The sequence below is a fragment of the Methylorubrum thiocyanatum genome (genome assembly GCA_014138645.1).
Taxonomy (GTDB): Bacteria; Pseudomonadota; Alphaproteobacteria; order Rhizobiales; family Beijerinckiaceae; genus Methylobacterium; species Methylobacterium thiocyanatum.
Map to the genome: position 1 here is coordinate 306,344 of JACJIB010000002.1, position 17,238 is coordinate 323,581.

Annotated in this window: 13 protein-coding genes and 1 other RNA gene; 1 reads left to right on the forward strand and 13 read right to left on the reverse strand. The window is 70.4% G+C overall.

Translation table 11 applies throughout. The features are described from left to right. Window positions 1-48: 48 nt before the first annotated feature. The gene (locus HNR51_RS05165) at window positions 49-702 is read right to left on the reverse strand and encodes a glycoside hydrolase family 25 domain-containing protein (RefSeq protein WP_141954325.1); all 654 of its coding nucleotides are present in this window, start codon (window positions 700-702) and stop codon (window positions 49-51) included. Window positions 703-725: 23 nt separating this feature from the next. Continuing rightward, window positions 726-1,949 carry a hypothetical protein gene (locus HNR51_RS05170; protein WP_012456862.1) on the reverse strand — a complete coding sequence of 408 codons (1,224 nt, stop codon included), beginning with the start codon at window positions 1,947-1,949 and terminating at the stop codon, window positions 726-728. Window positions 1,950-2,265: 316 nt separating this feature from the next. Here HNR51_RS05170 and HNR51_RS05175 point away from each other — a divergent pair, with 316 nt between their 5' ends. Next, window positions 2,266-4,164, forward strand: a complete 1,899-nt coding sequence (locus HNR51_RS05175; protein ID WP_182554195.1) for a cation:proton antiporter domain-containing protein — start codon at window positions 2,266-2,268, stop codon at window positions 4,162-4,164. Between the two features lie 11 nt (window positions 4,165-4,175). On the opposite strand, the gene murD is transcribed toward HNR51_RS05175, so the two are convergent. The 11 genes from murD to ligA all read right to left on the reverse strand — a co-directional run bounded on the left by murD (window position 4,176) and on the right by ligA (window position 17,164). Further along, a complete protein-coding gene (murD, locus tag HNR51_RS05180; protein WP_182554196.1) occupies window positions 4,176-5,543 on the reverse strand; it encodes a UDP-N-acetylmuramoyl-L-alanine--D-glutamate ligase in 1,368 nt (455 codons plus the stop codon). Between the two features lie 26 nt (window positions 5,544-5,569). Continuing rightward, window positions 5,570-6,652, reverse strand: coding sequence for a phospho-N-acetylmuramoyl-pentapeptide-transferase (mraY, locus tag HNR51_RS05185; protein ID WP_012456865.1), 1,083 nt, complete (start codon window positions 6,650-6,652; stop codon window positions 5,570-5,572). 106 nt (window positions 6,653-6,758) lie between these two features. Then, a complete protein-coding gene (locus HNR51_RS05190) occupies window positions 6,759-8,222 on the reverse strand; it encodes a UDP-N-acetylmuramoylalanyl-D-glutamyl-2,6-diaminopimelate--D-alanyl-D-alanine ligase (RefSeq protein ID WP_182554197.1) in 1,464 nt (487 codons plus the stop codon). Beyond that, the gene (locus HNR51_RS05195) at window positions 8,219-9,682 is read right to left on the reverse strand and encodes a UDP-N-acetylmuramoyl-L-alanyl-D-glutamate--2,6-diaminopimelate ligase (RefSeq protein WP_182554198.1); all 1,464 of its coding nucleotides are present in this window, start codon (window positions 9,680-9,682) and stop codon (window positions 8,219-8,221) included. The genes HNR51_RS05190 and HNR51_RS05195 overlap by 4 nt, the downstream gene beginning before the upstream one ends. A gap of 57 nt (window positions 9,683-9,739) precedes the next feature. Continuing rightward, entirely contained in the window at window positions 9,740-11,533 is a 1,794-nt protein-coding gene (locus HNR51_RS05200; protein WP_182554514.1) for a peptidoglycan D,D-transpeptidase FtsI family protein, read from the reverse strand. A gap of 103 nt (window positions 11,534-11,636) precedes the next feature. Next, window positions 11,637-12,068, reverse strand: a complete 432-nt coding sequence (ftsL, locus tag HNR51_RS05205; protein ID WP_012456869.1) for a cell division protein FtsL — start codon at window positions 12,066-12,068, stop codon at window positions 11,637-11,639. Beyond that, complete coding sequence (rsmH, locus tag HNR51_RS05210; protein ID WP_182554199.1) at window positions 12,065-13,120, reverse strand: 16S rRNA (cytosine(1402)-N(4))-methyltransferase RsmH; 1,056 nt, start codon at window positions 13,118-13,120, stop codon at window positions 12,065-12,067. Before rsmH ends, ftsL begins: the two co-directional genes overlap by 4 nt. Before the next feature lie 451 nt (window positions 13,121-13,571). Then, an RNA gene (rnpB, locus tag HNR51_RS05215) (RNase P RNA component class A) lies at window positions 13,572-13,975 on the reverse strand. Window positions 13,976-14,077: 102 nt separating this feature from the next. After that, window positions 14,078-14,383 (reverse strand): type II toxin-antitoxin system RelE/ParE family toxin, encoded by a 306-nt coding sequence (locus tag HNR51_RS05220; RefSeq protein WP_182554200.1) that lies wholly within the window; start codon window positions 14,381-14,383, stop codon window positions 14,078-14,080. Further along, window positions 14,373-14,648: a type II toxin-antitoxin system ParD family antitoxin gene (locus HNR51_RS05225; RefSeq protein WP_182554201.1), complete on the reverse strand. Its 276-nt coding sequence runs from the start codon at window positions 14,646-14,648 to the stop codon at window positions 14,373-14,375. Before HNR51_RS05225 ends, HNR51_RS05220 begins: the two co-directional genes overlap by 11 nt. Before the next feature lie 71 nt (window positions 14,649-14,719). Next, window positions 14,720-17,164, reverse strand: a complete 2,445-nt coding sequence (gene ligA, locus HNR51_RS05230) for an NAD-dependent DNA ligase LigA (protein WP_182554202.1) — start codon at window positions 17,162-17,164, stop codon at window positions 14,720-14,722. Window positions 17,165-17,238: the final 74 nt, after the last annotated feature.

The window sequence follows — 17,238 nt, forward strand, 5'->3', positions numbered from 1 at the left end:
CGAAGCGGCTCGGCAACCGGTCCGCGCGCCGGCCCCGCTGCTCTCCGCTTAAAGCGTCTTGCCGTCGTGCCAGACGCAGTTGGTGGCCAGGATCCCGAGATTGACGTCCGACTTCTGCGGCTGCGGCAGGGTCTTGCCGTCCATGGCGAGATCGATCTTGATCTCGACCTGCCCCTTCGACTCGTTCGAGCGGCGGGAGAAGTAGCAATATTGCTGGAACGGCCGCTCCTCGTTGGCCTTGAAGTTCCAGCCGGTGACGATCTGCCCGTCGAGATAGGGCACCTGCTTGAACACGGTGAACGTCGTGTTCACCGGCGCCTGCGAGGCCGGGGCGGCGTCGGCGCCGAGCTGGGCCTTGGTCGGGGTGGGCACGGCGTTGGCCTTCTGCGCCGGCAGGCCTTCGAGCTTCAGGGTGTTATCGGTCAGCGTCACCTCGCCCTTGGTCTTGAGCGTCACGTCGGCGAGCGCCGTCTGCATGGCGCTGGCAATCTTCTCCGCCGCCGAGTCGAACTGGTTCATATAGGCGTAGCCGTAGCAGGCCGCGCCGATGCCGATCCCGGCCAGCGCCGAGAAGGCCCCTGCCCCGACGGCGCGCAACAGGAAGGCGCGGGCGAAGTGCATCCGCGCCTCGGCCCGCAGGCGGCCGTTGACGTGCTGCGCCAGCACGATGTTCTCGTGCGTCCCCTCGGTATGGATGCTCATGGCCGGGCGCTTGCCTCAGGATCTTACGCGGTGACGCCGGTCGGGGCGTTGCCGGAGGTGTTGGCGGGCGGCGGGGGCGGCGGCACGACGGGGGCCGTGCGCCGTTCCAGCGGGATCACCGAGGCGTCCCGCGTCACCGGCCTCGGCTGGGCCAGCGCCATCTCCTGGCGCACGCCGTCGGCGATCGAGGCGAGCAGGTAGGGCGTGGCTTCCGGGTCCACGGCGGCGCCGAGGTCGTCCTCGTCCATGAAGGTCTTGCGAACCGAGACCGCCGACAGCGCCAGGATCGTCGAGGCGAAGGCGGCGCAGAGCGCGGGCACGAACACGAAGATGCGCAGGAAGGCGTGGACCTGCGCGTCGGTCACGTCGATCGGATCGACGCCGTAGACCATCGCGGTGAAGGAGTGGAGCTGCGAGCGGTTGACCGAATTGCGGTAGGCCTGCTCGGCATCGGCGACCTTGCGGTCGGCGGCGCCCCGGTCGAGGAGTCCGCGCGCCTTGCGCGCCTCCTCCAGCTCCTTGACGATGGCGCTGCGGTCAGTGCCCGCCTTGGCCACCGCGGCGTTGAGGGTCGCGGTGCGCGGGTCGGTGACGCATTTGAGATTCGAGTAGCGCATACCGCGGCTGTTGGTGCCGTAGACCCGCTCGCAGCGCTGCGCCGGCAGACCGGCGAGCTGCGAGGCGTTCTCCGCCGAGCGCTTCTCGATCTGCTCCAGCTCGTTCGTGTACTGCTCGACCCGGGCATTGGCCGCGGCGATGCGGGTGTCGATGCTGTCGCGGTCGGCCTGCGCGTCCTTGAGGGCGGTCTTGGCCTTGGCCGCGTCCATCAGGCGGGGATGGAACATCATCTCGCCGAGCTGCGACACCGACTTGGTGGTCACGCCCGCGGCGAACACGATGCCGATGATCGCCAGCCCCTTCACGAACCACGAGCGCTGCGTGCGCGCCAGGATGCCGAGCGGCACCCGGCACAGCTCCACCGCGGCGTAGACCAGCGGCGCCAGCAGCATGAAGTAGAAGGCGCGGTCGTCGCCGTCGCTGTAATAGCCCGCGAACAGCCATGCCCCGGCGAGCGAGGCGCCGATCACCATGAACTCCACGAGATAGGCGATGGCGACGTAGCCCCACTTGATGCGGTAGCCGCGTTCGATGTCGCGCTGATGCTTCCAGCGCTGCTGGTCGAGCACCCAATCGCGCCGCTCGCGCTGCACGTCCCGGCTCGGAGGCGTCTTGGAGAAGAGATTCATGGGCCTAAGACTGCTGCGGGCCTCCGGCGGAGCCGGCGGACCTGCCATCCCCTAACATCGCGTTACCCGAGCGTAAGCGCGTATTGTGCCGAAGTTGTGCCGACGCGGCGATGAGCGGTGGATGGCACGCGTGAGCGGCCGTCCCGGATGAAACCAGGGCGCGAAATCGGCGCATCGCGCGCGGAAAACGGTTGCCCCGCCACCGGCTCGCCGCCCATGATGGTGCCGGATCCCTCCCGCGTCATCGATCGGCATCGATGCTGCAAGGAGCCGGGCCGCCCCTCTCCTTCCCTTCAGGCGTCAGCGTATCAGCCCGATGACCGACCCCGTGCAGGCCGGAACCCAGATCGCCGCGGAAGCGGGCGCGCATGCGGGCGGCTACCGGGAGGCGATCCTGTTTCTCGTCACGGCCGGCATCGTCGTGCCGCTGTTCCACCGCCTGCGGGTCAGCCCGGTGCTCGGCTTCATCGGTGCGGGCGCCCTGCTCGGCCCCTTCGGCCTCGGGCGCTTCGCCGAGACGTATCCGTGGCTTGCCCCCTTCACCATCGGCAATCGGGCGGAGATCGCGCATCTCGCCGAATTCGGCGTCATCTTCCTGATGTTCATGATCGGGATCGAGCTGTCCTGGGAGCGCCTGCGGGTGCTGCGCCGGCTCGTCTTCGGCCTCGGTGCGATCCAGGTGATCGCCTCCGCCGCCCTGATCGCCGCGATCCTCGTCGCCCTGGACCAGCCCGTGGCCGGGGCGGTGCTGGTGGGTCTGGCGCTTGCACTCTCCTCCACCGCCGTGGTGCTGCCGGTGCTCGCCGAGCAGAAGCGGCTCGGCACGCCGGCCGGGCGCACCAGTTTCGCGATCCTGCTGTTTCAGGATCTCGCCGTCGCACCGATCCTGTTCGCCATCGCCGTGCTCGGCCGAAAGGATGGCGGGGATCTCGGCGGCGCGCTGGCCCTGGCGCTCGGTCAGGCGGCGGTCGCCCTTGCGGTGATCGTCGTGGCCGGCCGCGTGGCCCTGCGTCCGCTGTTCCACCTCGTGGCCCGCACCCGCTCGCCCGAACTGTTCATGGCGGCCTGCCTGCTCGTGATTGTCGCGACCGCCCTGGTCGCGGCCGGCAGCGGCCTGTCGATGACGCTGGGCGCCTTCGTCGCCGGCCTGCTGCTGGCCGAGACCGAGTATCGCCGGGCGATCGAGGCGACCATCGACCCGTTCAAGGGGCTGCTGCTCGGGGTGTTCTTCGTCTCGGTCGGCATGAATCTCGACCCGGCCCAGCTCGTCTCCGCGCCCGGCGCGATCCTCGGCCTGTCGGTCGGCCTCCTCATCATCAAGGGCGCGGTGGTGCTGGCCGGCGCCCGCATCATGAAGCTGTCCCAATCGGTCGCCCTGGAGACGGCGCTGCTGATCGGCCCCGGCGGCGAGTTCGCCTTCGTGCTGATCGGCGGGGCGATGGCGACCGGGCTGGTCCCGGAGCCGGTGGGCGGTGCGGCCCTCATCGTCACGACGGTGACCATGATCGCGATCCCCGGCCTCGCGGCGCTCGCCCGCCGGATTGGCGGTCGCGTCTCGCGGGAGCAACTCGCCCGTGAGCGGGCCGAGCCGCTGCCGGAGCCGGACCCGCAGGAGAACCGGGTCATCATCGCCGGCTACGGCCGGGTCGGGCGGCTCGTCGGCGAGATGCTCAAGCGCCACGACATCCCCTACATCGCCCTCGATTCCGATCCGGCGCGGGTCGCCGAGCAGCGGCGTTTGGGCAGCCCGGTCTATTTCGGCGATTCGGCCAATGCGGAGATGCTGCTGCGCTGTGGCGTCGCCACCGCCCGCGCCCTCGTCGTGACCCTCGACAATTCCCGCGCCGTGGAGGCGGTGGTGCAGGCTGCCCGTGCCGAGCGGCGCGACCTCACCATCGTCGCCCGCGCCCGCGACGCGCGCCACGCGACGCAGCTCTACGAGATGGGCGTGGACGACGCGGTGCCCGAGACGATCGAGGCCTCGCTCCAGCTCTCGGAAGCGGTGCTCGTCGATGTCGGCGTGCCGATGGGCCACGTCATCGCCTCGATCCACGACCGGCGTGACGAGTTCCGCACCATGCTCAAGCGGAAGGAGGCGGAGGCCCGTCCCGTCTTCCGCGCCCGCCGCACGGTCGGCAAGGGACGCGAGACGCCGCCCGAGGCCAAGGCCGCCGAGCCGGCCCCGCATCCGCGGCCCCTCGGCAAGAGCGCCTGAGCGGGCTTCCCTCAGGCCTCCGGCAGGGCGGCGACCAGAGCCCGAAAGCGGTCCCCGCGGACCTCGAAGTTCGGGAACTGATCGTAGGAGGCGCAAGCCGGCGAGAGCAGCACGACGGGCGCGTCCGTAGCAGAGGCGCGGGCGGCCTGCGCGGCGGCGGCGGTGGCGGCTTCCAGCGTGTCGCAGCGGGTGAAGGGCAGGCGCCCGTCCAGCGTCGCGGCGAAGGCGTCGCTCGACGCGCCGATGAGGTAGGCGTGCGCCACCCGGTCGAAGAGCGGGGCGAGCGGCTCGATGCCGCCCTCCTTCGCCTTGCCGCCGACGATCCAGTGGATGTCGCGGAAGGCGAGCAGCGCCTTCTCGGTGGAATCGGCGTTGGTCGCCTTGGAATCGTTGACGAACAGCGTCGGGCCGATCCGGCGCAGGGGCTCCATCCGGTGGGCGAGCCCCGGGAAGCTCTTGAGGCCGGCGGCGATCTCAGCGCCGGAGAGGCCGAGCCGGAGCGCGGCGGCGACCGCCGCCGCGGCGTTCTGAAGGTTGTGGTCGCCGAGCAGGGATTGGATGCCGGAGATCTCGGCGATCACGGCGCCGTCGGGGCCGCGCACGGCGCCGGCACTGCAGACGTAGTCGCCCGCCGCGTCGCCGTGGCCCTCGACATGGAGGCGGATGCGTTCCCCCCTACGGCGCCCGGCGATGGCCGCGCAATAGGCGTCGTCGACGCCGATCACCGCGAGGTCGGAGCCGGCCACCAGCCGCTCCTTGATCGCGGCGTAGTTCTCCATGGTGCCGTGGCGGTCGAGGTGGTCCGGCGTCAGGTTGAGCAGGATGCCGACGCTGGGGTTGAGCGAGGGCGTCAGGTCGATCTGGAACGAGGACAACTCGACCACGTGGACGCGATTTTCCGCGGGCGGCGCCAGCGATAGGACGGCGGTGCCGATATTGCCGCCCATCTGCACGTCGCGGCCGGCATGGCGCAGCAGGTGGGCGGTCAGTGCAGTGGTGGTGGATTTTCCGTTGGTGCCGGTGATCGCCACGAACGGCGCCTTGGGCGCGAGCGCCGCGCGCTCGCGGCAGAAGATCTCGATGTCGCCGATGATCGGGATGCCGGCCTGTTGCGCCAACCCGACGGTCCAGTGCGGCTCGGGATGGGTCAGCGGCACGCCCGGCGCCAGAACCAGGGCGGAGAAGCCCGACCAGTCGGCGTCGTTGAGGTCGGTGACGGTGATGCCCTGCTCGCGGGCGCGGTCGCGGCTGCCGGCATTGTCGTCCCAGGCCAGCACGTCGGCGCCGCCCGCGAGCAGCGAGCGAACGGTGGCGAGCCCGGACCCGCCGAGGCCGAACAGGGCGAGTTTCTGGCCGGCGAAGGTGGTGGCTGGCGTCATGGTTCCTGTCTCTCGTGCCCCGCCGCTCAGCGCAGCTTCAGCGTGGCGAGCCCGACCAGTGCCAGGATCACGGCGATGATCCAGAAGCGGATCACGACCTGCGGCTCCTTCCAGCCCTTCTGCTCGAAATGGTGGTGGATCGGCGCCATGCGGAAGACGCGCTTGCCCGTGAGCTTGAACGAGGCGACCTGGATGATCACCGACATGATCTCCAGCACGAAGAGGCCGCCGACGATGGCGAGCACGATCTCGTGCTTGGCCGCCACCGCGATGGCGCCGAGCAGGCCGCCGAGCGCCAGCGAACCGGTATCGCCCATGAAGATCTGCGCGGGCGGTGCGTTGAACCAGAGGAAGCCGAGCCCCGCCCCGATCACCGCGCCGCAGACCACGGCGAGTTCGCCGGTGTCGCGGACGTAGTTCACCTGCAGGTAGCCGGCGGTGAAGGAGTTGCCGACGAGGTAGGCGATGACGCCGAAGGTGCCGCAGGCGATCATCACCGGGACGATGGCGAGGCCGTCGAGGCCGTCGGTGATGTTGACCGCGTTGCCCGCGCCGACGATCACGAAGGCGGCGAACGGCACCCAGAACCAGCCGAGGTTCAGCAGCGCGTCCTTGAAGACGGGGAAGGCGAGCTGATTCTGTAGACCGGCTGGCGAGTAGATCGAGATCAGCAGGCAGGCGGCGCCCGCGATCGCGAATTCGAGCAACAGTCGGAAGCGGCCGGAAAAGCCCTTGTGCGACTGCTTCGTCACCTTGAGGTAATCGTCGTAGAAGCCGATCGCGCCGAAGCCGAGGGTCACGGCCAGCGTCACCCAGACGTAGTGGTTGCGCGGGTTGGTCCAGAGCAGGATCGAGACCACGGCGCCGGCCAGGATCATCAGGCCGCCCATGGTGGGCGTGCCGCGCTTGGTCAGGTGGGTGGCCGGGCCGTCCTCGCGGATCGGCTGGCCCTTGCCCTGACGCAGGCGCAGCAGCGAGATGATCCAGGGCCCGAACCAGAACACGAAGAAGCCCGCCGTGAACAGCGCGCCGCCGGTGCGGAAGGTGATGTAGCGGAACACGTTGAGGGGCGTGAGCGTGCCGCTCAGTTCCGACAGCAAGAAGAGCATGCGTTCGTCCGCCCGCGGCAGGTCGTTGTTCGGCGTGCCCGGCGTCGCGTCTGGGACGCGGCCGGCAGGAAGGGCCGGGCGCCAGGGCCCGGCCGGTGAGACCAGATCAGCGGACCGCGTTCAGCGAGGCTTCGCGCGGGTCCGGCGCGACCGCGTAGCGGTCTTTGACCGCTTCGACAATGCGGACCATGCGCATGGAGTTGGAGCCTTTGACCATCACCGCATCGCCTGGCCGCAGGGTCGCGAGAACGGCGTCGGTGACGCCCTCCGCGCTCGGCGCGGCCGTGCCCCGCACCGCCATCGGCAGGGCCTCGAACAGGTGCGCCATCAGCGGGCCGACGGCGAAGACGAGGTCGATGCCGTGGCCGGCGACCGCGTCCGCCAGTTCGCGGTGGAGCGTCTCGCCGGCCGCGCCGAGCTCCTTCATGTCGCCGAGCACGGCGATGCGCCGGCCCTTGGCGCCGGTCTCGATGCCGGCAAGCGTCGCCAGGGCGGCGCGGATCGAGGCGGGGTTGGCGTTGTAGCTCTCGTCGATCAGGAAGGCTTCGCCGTCTCCGACCCGCAGGGCGGTGCGCTCGCCGCGCCCGACCGGCGGCTTCAGCGCCGCGAGCGACAGGGCGGCGCGGGCGAGATCGGCGCCGAGCGCGTGGATGCAGGCGAGCACGCCGAGCGAGTTCATCGCCACGTGCCGGCCCGGCGTGCCGAGCTGATAGGTCAAGGGCACGCCCATCACGCTGGCATCGACCACCGAGACGTCGGGCCGGGTCAGGATCCGGTTCGCCCGCACATCCGCCGCCGCATGCTCGCCGAAGGTGATGACGCGTCCGGCCCGCGAGGCGTGGGCGTGGGCGAGCAGCCGCTCGTAATTTGCGTTGTCGCGGTTGATCACCGCGACGCCGCCGGGCTTGAGCCCGGAAAAGATCTCGCCCTTGGCGTCGGCGATGGCCGAGAGCGAGCGGAAATGCTCGATATGGACCGGCTCGACCGTGGTGATCAGCGCCACGTCCGGCCGCACCATCGCGGTGAGCGGCAGGATCTCGGCGCCGTGGTTCATGCCGATCTCGAACACGCCGAAGCGGGTCTGTTCCGCCATCCGCGCCAGCGTCAGCGGCACGCCCCAGTGGTTGTTGTAGGAGGCGACCGAGGCGTGGGTGGCGCCTTGCGCCGAGAGCACATGGCGCAGGGCCTCCTTGGTGCCGGTTTTGCCGACCGAACCCGTGACCGCGACGATGGCGGCCCCGGTGCGGGCGCGGGCGGCGAGCCCGAGGCGGCGCATCGCCTCTAGAGCCGGATCCTCGCCCTCCCCCGGCACCGCCAGCACCGGGCCGACGCCCTCGAACTCATTCGCACGCGCGGCCGCGACCACCGCCGCGCCGGCGCCCTTCTCCAAGGCGGCGCGCACGAAGTCGTGCCCGTCCCGCGCTTCGCCGCGGATGGCGAAGAACAGGTCGCCGGGCTCCAGGCTGCGGGTGTCGATCGACGCACCGGTGACGGCGCGGGGCGCGCCGATCAGGCGCCCGCCGGTGGCGGACTCCAGGGCAGCCGGCGTCCAGAGGGGGGCGTCGCTCATTTGTTCAACTCCGCGATCGCGGCGCGCAGGGTGTCGTGATCCGAGAACGGGAGCACGCGTGACCCGACGATCTGGCCGGTTTCATGACCTTTGCCGGCCACCACCAGCACATCGCCGGCTCTCAAGCCGCGCACGCCTGCGCGGATCGCCTCCGCCCGGTCACCGATCTCCTCCGCTCCCGGTGCCGCGGCGAGGATCGCGGCGCGGATCGCGGCGGGCTCCTCGTTGCGGGGGTTGTCGTCGGTGACGATCACCCGATCGGCGAGGCGCTCGGCGATGGCACCCATGATCGGCCGCTTGCCGGCATCGCGGTTGCCGCCGCAGCCGAACACCACGACGAGCTGTCCGCTGGCAAAGGGGCGGAGCGCCGTCAGAACGTGTTCCAGCGCCTCCGGCTTATGGGCGTAATCGACGAGGCACAGACCCCCGTTCGCCTCGCCGATCCGCTCCATGCGGCCCGGCACGCCGGTCAGCCCTTCGAGGGCCGCGAAGACACCCGCCGGATCGGCCGCGCCCGCCGGCGTCGACAGGGCGAGGCCTGCGGCGACCAAGGCGTTCTCGACCTGGAATCCGCCCACCAGCGGCAGGCGCACGCGGTACTCCCGGCCGTCATGGGCGAGCGTCAGCGATTGGGAAAATCCGACCGTCCCCGACTCGATCAGGCGGATGAAGTCGCCGCTGCGCCCCGTGGTCAGAACTGTGTGTCCGGCGGAATCGGCGACGCCGATGACGCGTTCGGCATAGGCGCCGTCGGCGTTGACGATGGCCGGGCGGCCCTTCGGCAGCAGCGTCGTGAACAGCCGGAGCTTGGCTTCCAGATAGTCCTCGACGGTCGGATGGTAGTCGAGGTGATCGCGGCCGAGATTGGTGAAGGCGGCGGCCGTCAGCGCCACCCCGTCGAGGCGGCGCTGCTCGATGCCGTGGGAGGAGGCCTCCATGGCCAGATCGGTGATCCCCTCCCCCGCCAGCCGTGCCAGGGTCTGGTGCAGCGTGACGGGATCGGGCGTCGTCAGCGAGCCGTATTCCGCGCCCCGGTTGGTGACGATGCCGACCGTGCCGAGGCTCGCCGATTCCCGGCCGAGCCGCGACAGGATCTGGCGCACGAAGTCGGCGACCGAACTCTTGCCGCTGGTGCCGGTCACCGCCACCACCGTCTCCGGCTGGCGTCCGGACAGGCGGGCGGCGGCGAGCGCCAGGGCGCGACGGGCTTCCGCCACCTCGATCCAGGCCGTCGCCTCGGGCAGGTCCGTCGGCCGCGTCCCCTCCCCGGCCACGGCGACCGCGCCGGCCCGGGCTGCCGCAGCGGCGAAGAGCCGGCCGTCGGCGGCGGTGCCGGGCACGGCCACGAACACGCCGCCGGGTACGACCCGGCGGCTGTCGGCGGTGAGGCCGGCGACGGGGCGGGCGGCAATCGCCGCGTCCGCCTCCGGGAACAGGTCAGCAAGCGTCGGCTGGCTCATCGGGAAGGATCCTCGGAAGAGTCCGTGCGGGTCAGGCCGACCGCCTACAGGCCATCGTCACTGCCCGTCCACCATGGTCGCGTGGTAGGCGCCGAGCTTGACCATCAGCGGGAACGGCTTGGCCGGCGGGTCGAAGCGGGGCGCCAGACCGAGGATCGGTGCGGCCCGCTCGATGATCTTGCCCGTCACCGTGCCGGAATTGTAGGCCGCGGTGGCGTAACCGCCGGTCTCGGGCAGGCCCTGCGGCTCGTCCATGATCGTCAGGAACAGGTATTTCGGCTTGTCCATCGGGGCGGCCGCCATGAAGGTCGTGAACAGGCGGTTCTTGGCGTAGCGCCCGTTGATGACCTTCTCCGCCGTGCCGGTCTTGCCGCCGACGTAGTAGAGCGGGATCGACGCCTTCTTGGCCGAGCCCTCGGTGGCGTTGAGGCGCATGATGAAGCGCATCGCCTCGCTGGCTTCCGGCTTCAGCACGTGGCTGGCCTTGGCCCGCGCAGTCGCCTCGTCGCTCTTGAGGAAGGTCGGCGTCATCAGGTCGCCGCCGTTGATGATCGCCGCGACCGCCGCCGCCGCCTGGATCGGCGCCACCGCGATGCCGTGGCCGAAGGCGATGGTGATGGTGTTGATCTCGGCCCAGCGCGGCGGAAGGATCGGCGCGGCCGATTCCGGCAGCTCGGTCCGCATCCGATCGAGCAGGCCCATCTTCTTGAGGAAGGCGCGATGGCCGGGCACGCCGACGCCGAGCGCCATCTTGGCCGAGCCGATGTTGGAGGAGTGGGTGAACACCTCCGGCATGGTCAGCACGCGGCCGGTGGCGTGGTAGTCGTGGATCTTCTGCCGGCCCCAGTGCAGCACGCCGCCGCGGGTGTCGAAGGTCGAGTTGACGTTGTACTTGCCGGAATCGAGCGCCATGGCGAGGGTCATCGCCTTGAAGGTCGAGCCCATCTCGTAGACGCCGACATTCATCCGGTTGATGCGGTCGTCGGACAGCGCATCCTTCGGCTCGTTGGGGTCGAAATCCGGATAGGAGGCGAGGGCCACGACCTCGCCGGTGGTCACGTCGAGGATCATCGACGCGCCGGCCTTCGCCTTGAACTTCTCCACCCCCTTCACGAGCTCGTCGCGCACGGCGAACTGGGCGCGCAGGTCGAGGGAGAGCTGGACCGGCGACAGGTCGGTCTGCTTGGCCACGAGCCCGAACTCGTTGAGCGCCTTGTTGCCGCGGTTGTCGATGTACTTCTCGATGCCCGCGATGCCGATATTGTCGAGATTGGTCGCGCCGATGATGTGCGCGGCTGCGACGCCGTTCGGATAGACGCGCTTGTGGTCGGGCAGGAAGCCGACGCCGGGGATACCGAGGCGGTGGACTTCGAGCTGCTGCTTCGGCGTGATCTCGCGCTTGATCCAGACGAAGCCCTTCTTCGAGGACAGCTTGGCGCGCAGCTCCGCCGCGTTCAGCTCGGGCAGCACCGCGGTGAGCAGCTCGACCGCCTCGTCGGTGTCGAAGGTGCGGGCCATCCGCTTCGGCTCGGCGAAGACCGACACGGTGCGGATGTCGGTCGCCAGGATCTCGCCGTTGCGGTCGATGATGTCGGGGCGGATCGTGGTGGTGGCGGCGGCTGCCACCCGGTGCTCGTCGCTGTTGCTCGCCGGGGTCGCGGCCATCACGATCAGCCGGACGCCGATCGTGGCGAACACCGCCGCGAAGGCGAGGCCGACCAGGGCCACGCGGGCGTGCGAGCGCTCGATCGCGAGGCGGAACATCATCCGGGCGAGCCGCATCAGCGCCGAGGCCGGCGGCTCGCTCGTCACCACGCGCTCCGGAACCGGATCCGGCGCCGGGACGGCCATGTCGGCCGCGGGCACGTCCGAACCCTCCTGCGCGGGATCGTACGAGAGATCTTGCAAAGGATCTTGCCGAGGATCGTGCGACGAATCTTGGGACACGGGGACGCTACCTCGAAACCGCCGGCGGGCGGGTGGAGACGGTGCGGGTGGTGACGGAGCCCGTGGTGCGCGGCTCGTCGCGGGCACTCGCCGGCTTGTCCTTCGGCGTCGCGGTCGGCGTCGCCGTGGAAGCCAGCAGGCGGCCGATCTCGTCGCCGCGGTCCGGACGGTTCGGCAGGTCGGAGAGCCGGGCGAGATGCCCGTCGCCGATGGGCTCGAGGGTGAGATGCCGCTCGACCGCCGCCTGGAGCCGGTCGGGCCGGGTCAGGAGCTGCCACTCGGCGCGCAGCACCGCGATGGCCTGCCGCTCCTTGTGCAGGGCGGTCTTCAGCTTGGAGACCTGACCCGCTTGGTAGAGCGTGTCGTATTTGGTCGAGTAGGCGTAGACCGCCGAGCCGATCAGGCCGACGATCGCCAGCACGTTGAGAAGCCGGATCACCGCCGCGTCCCCCGTCCCTGCGGTGCCGGCAGGCTCGCCAGCGTCTCGATGGCGCTCAGAGGCGGCGGCGCCGGCCCGTCCGTCCGCTCTCCGGCGCGCAGCTTGGCCGAGCGGGCCCGCGGGTTCACCTCCGTCTCCGCCTCGGAGGGCAGGACGGGCCCCTTGGTCACGAGCCGGAAGCTCTTGGGCGCCGGCCGCTCGACGCCCGGCAGGTGGCGGGAGGCCTGCGCCGCCCGGCCGCTGCGGGCGGAGAAGAATTGTTTGACGATGCGGTCTTCCAGCGAGTGGAACGTCACCACCGCGAGCCGGCCCCCGGGCTTGAGCACCCGCTCGGCGGCGTGCAGGCCGCGCACCAATTCGCCGAGTTCGTCGTTCACCGCGATCCGCAGGCCCTGGAAGCTGCGGGTCGCCGGGTGGATCGGGCTGCCGGGCTCGGGCCGCACGACGCCGGCGATGAGGCCGGCGAGCTGTGCCGTCGTCGCGATCGGGGCGCGGCGGCGCGCCTCGACGATCGCCCGGGCCACCGCTCGCGAGCGGCGCTCCTCGCCGAAATGGTAGAGGATGTCGGCGAGCGTGCTCTCCTCCTCGCCGTTCACGAGGTCGGCCGCGGACGGCCCTTCGCCGCCCATCCGCATGTCGAGCGGCCCGTCCTGCCGGAACGAAAAGCCGCGATGCGCCTCGTCGAGCTGCATCGAGGAGACGCCGATATCGAGGACGACCCAGTCGGCCTGCGCCTCGCCCTGGTCGGCGAGCAACGTGTCGAGATCGCCGAAGCGGCCCTGCACCAGCCGCAGGCGGCCCCCTGCGCCCTCGACCAGATCCGCGCCGGCCCGGATCGCGGTGGGGTCGCGGTCGATGGCGATGACGCGCATGTCCGGCCCGGATTCGAGCAGCGCGCGGGTGTAGCCGCCGGCACCGAAGGTGCCGTCCACGGCCAGTCCCGGCCGGTCGAGGGCTAGTGCGGCGAGAACCTCGGCGAGAAGAACGGGAACGTGGCGGGCGGGCTCGGACCTGGCCGTCTCGCCCTTCGCCGTCCGCGGCGCCCGGCTCATCGGCGCTGCCCCGCGCCGCTCTCGCGGAATCCGGAGAAAGCTCGGGCGCCATCCGGCGAGGGACGAGTCATGAGGGCCTGCTGAATGGACGGACCGGAGGGCGACCCGGTCGGATGTGGCGACGCCGATCCGCAAGCGGCTCCGGCCATGCGCGCGCAGCCCCGCGAGGCAACCTGAGCGAGTGTTGGCCGATCCAGAATAGGGCGTCAACGGGATGGCTCGGGGTAACATGGGCCCTCGAAACGCGTCAACGAGCTTGACCGTGCAGGCTGCTCTGATCTGACCGCATCAAGGTTAACCGAGCGTCAATGGACCGAAGGGTTTCTTGAGGTTTACCAAGGGGGCCGCCGGCAACTCATGCCCCTGCGCCCGCTCCAGGGCGGCGCATCGCGTGAATTGCGCGAAGCACTTCGCTACGCCGAAATGGAAAGCACTCTTCGCGCGTGCCGGGTGGATCAGCCGGCCTGTAAGCCGGGTTCTGTAGGGCCCGTGGGCAAGCCCACGGACGTGGCAGCCATTCCTCTGGGACGGCCGTTGCCGGCCGCCTCGAGCAACCAACCCGGGCGACGAGCCTGGAGAGCGGGCCTGCCTTCCCCTCGCGGAGAAGGCGTGTCGCCCCTATTCGGTTTTGCTCCCGGTGGGGTTTGCCGTGCCGTCCGCGTTGCCGCGTCCGCGGTGCGCTCTTACCGCACCCTTTCACCCTGACCCCGCGAAGGACGAGCCTTGGCGGGGCGGTCTGCTTTCTGTGGCACTGTCCCTGGGGTCGCCCCCGCCGGAGGTTATCCGGCACCGCCTCTCCATGGAGCCCGGACTTTCCTCCCCGTCTGACGACGGAGCGGCCGCCCGGCCGGCTGATCCGGCGCCCCGCTTGCGCCCAGGGGGGCACGGGGTCAAGGCTCGCCACGGCGATTCTTGTCATGAGGGACGAGGGTCGCGGTAACGAGGCGTCAGCCGTGCTCAATGCGGTATCTCATCGGCACGGAAGTCCCGCCCGGCATAGAGGACTCGCAAGATCTCGATATGCCCCGGTGTCATGCGGTAGGCGATCAGGACCCGGCGCTCCAGCGCCCAGGTTCGCAAACCCGCGGAAACATCATCGCGCGGCGTGCCCTTCCCTGGAAATTCCGTCAGCCCACGACACGCCGCCTCGATCCGATCAAGGAAGCCGCCGGCGCGAGCGGCTCCGCTTCGTTCCTCGATGTAGTCGTAGATTTCGAACAAGTCCGCCCTTGCAAGACGATGGAAGACGAGGTCATGCGCCATCCTTGCTGGCCTTCACCCGAGCGGCGTGATGGGCACGCAGTTCCGTGAAGACCTGATCGGCCGGAAGCGTGAGGGCCGCATCGTCCAGAGCCTCCTGCACCTTCCGGTGCAGGACGGTCTCGATAGCGGCCTCTTCGCGCTCCAGAGCGCGCAATCCGGCGCGGACGACCTCGCTGACCGAGGCATAGGCCCCAGAGCGGACGCGCGCGTCCACGCGCTCCTGCATCTCGCCGAGAGTGACCGTAACGGGCTTGCTGCTACGCATGGGAGAGGCTGCGCTTTGCGTTCGATCGATGGAGTGTATGACAAAGTCATGCTTGGTCCAAGGCCGCCGCCTTAAGCCTCCGCCAGCATCGCCAGCCAATCGTCCTCGGAGACCACCTTCACCCCGTGACGCTCGGCGTCCTTGAGCTTCGAGCCGGCGCCGGGCCCGGCGACCACGAGATCGGTCTTGGCGGAGACCGAACCGGAGACCTTCGCGCCGAGCCGCTCGGCGGTGGCCTTGGCCTCGCTGCGGGTCATCTTTTCCAGGGTGCCGGTGAACACCACCGTCTTGCCGGCGAACGCCGCCGCCGAGGTCGTGGCGGCAAGCGGCTCGGTGCCGACCTCTTCGAGCAGTGCCCGCACCGCCGCGTCGTTATGCGGCTCGGAGAAGAACTGGATCAGCGAATCCGTCGCCACCGGGCCGATCTCGCCGTCGTCGGCGAACAGCCGGTAGGCGTCGCCCGGCCGCTGCGAGGCCGCCCGTTCGAGGGCTGCGCCGGCCTCTTCCTCGCTGCCGTAATGGGCGAGCACCGCCTCCCGTTGGGAGGGCGTGAGCCGTCCGCGCAGGCGCGCACCGAGGCTGAGGTCCTGCATCGCCTCGCCGGGTAACGGATCGAGGGTCTCGAACAGCCGGTCGCGGGTGCCGGGTCCGATCCGGGGGAGTGCCGAGAGTTCGAGCCAGTCGCGGCCCGCCTGCTCCCGCGTTGCCGCCTCAAGGGCTGCCATCAGCGCGGGCATGTCGGGGAAGCGCTTGGCCAAAGCCTTGGCGGTCGACTCGCCGATCTGCGGGATGCCGAGCGCGAACAGGAAGCGGTTGAGCGGGATTTTCCGCCGCGCCTCCAGCGAGGCGAGCAGGTTCTTGATCGCCTTGTCTTCCTCCTCGCCCTTCTTCTTGGTCGGCTTCTTCGGCGCCGGCTCGCCCTCGGCGCGACGTTGCGCGGAGAGCGCCTCGCGCCGGGCGACGATCGCGGCCTTCAAGGGCTCGAATTCAAGCCGGAACAGGTCGGCCGGCTGCTTCACGAGGCCGGCTTCGAACAGCACCTCGATATAGGTCTGCCCGAACCCTTCGAGGTCGAAGCCGTTGCGCGAGACGAAGTGCTTCAGCCGCTCCACCCCCTGCGCCGGGCAGATCAGCCCGCCGGTGCAGCGGCGGATCGCGTCGAGTTTCTTCGTGCGGGGATTCAGTTCGCGGACCGCCCGGCTGCCGCAGGCCGGGCAGGTCTCGGGGAAGACGTAGGGAACGGCGTCGGCCGGGCGCTTGTCGAGCACCACGTCCATCACCTTGGGGATCACGTCGCCGGCACGCACCACGATCACCGTATCGCCGACGCGGATGTCGCGCCCCTCGCGGATCGGCTCGCCGTCGGCGCCGACGCCCTGGACGTAGCCCTCGTTGTGCAGCGTCGCGTTCGAGACCACGACGCCGCCGACGGTGACGGGCTTGAGGCGGGCCAGCGGATTGAGCGAGCCGGTGCGGCCGACATTGATGTCGATGGCGAGGAGTTCGGTGATCGCCTCCTGCGCCGCGAACTTGTGCGCCAGCGCCCAGCGCGGTGCCCGGCTGACGAAGCCGAGCCGGCGCTGGAAGCCGAGGTCGTCGACCTTGTAGACGACGCCGTCGATGTCGTAGCCGAGGCCGGCTCGCTCCGCCTCGATGGTGCGGTAATGCGCGATCATCTCTTCCGCCGAGCGGCACAGCTTGGTCCGCGGATTGACCGGCAGGCGCCAGCCGCGGAACCGCTCCAGCACCGCCGTTTGCGTGTCGGTGAAGGGCTCGGAGACCTCGCCCCAGGCATAGGCGAAGAAGCGCAAGGGCCGCGAGGCGGTGATCGCCGGATCGAGCTGGCGCAGCGACCCGGCCGCCGCGTTGCGCGGGTTGGCGAAGAGCGGCTTGCCCGCCGCCTCCTGGCGCGCATTGATGCCCGCGAAATCCTCGTGGGAGAGGTAGACCTCGCCGCGCACCTCCAGCACCTCGGGAATGTCCTTGCCCGACAGCGTCGCCGGGATGTCCTCGACCGTCAGAGCGTTGGCGGTGACGTTCTCGCCGACCTCGCCGTCGCCGCGCGTTGCGGCGGTGACGAGCCGGCCGCCCTCGTAGCGCAGCGAGAGCGAGAGCCCGTCGATCTTCGGCTCGGCGGTAAAGGCGACCGGCTCCTCGGCCGTCAGGTTGAGGAAGCGGCGCACGCGGGCGACGAACTCGTCCACGTCCTCGTCGGCGAAGGCGTTGCCGAGGGACAGCATCGGCACCGCATGGCGGACCTTGGCGAACTTTTCCGAGGGCTTGGCGCCGACGCCCGCGCTCGCCTCGGTGGTGCCGGTCAGCGCAGGAAAGCGCGCCTCGATCGCTTCCAGCTCCTGACGCAGGGCGTCGTATTCGGCGTCCGTCAGTTCGGGCGCGTCCTCATTGTAGTAGAGGTGGTTCGCCCGCTCGATCGCCCGGGACAGCTCGGCGTGGCGCGCCTGGGCGGCGTCCTCGCTCAAGGATTCGACGGCGGCGGAAGCTTGCGTGCGCGGCATGGGCCGCGTTCTAACCGATCTCGCGCGACGGTGCGTTAACGCTCGGGCGGCCGCGTCCCCATTCCCGCCACAAC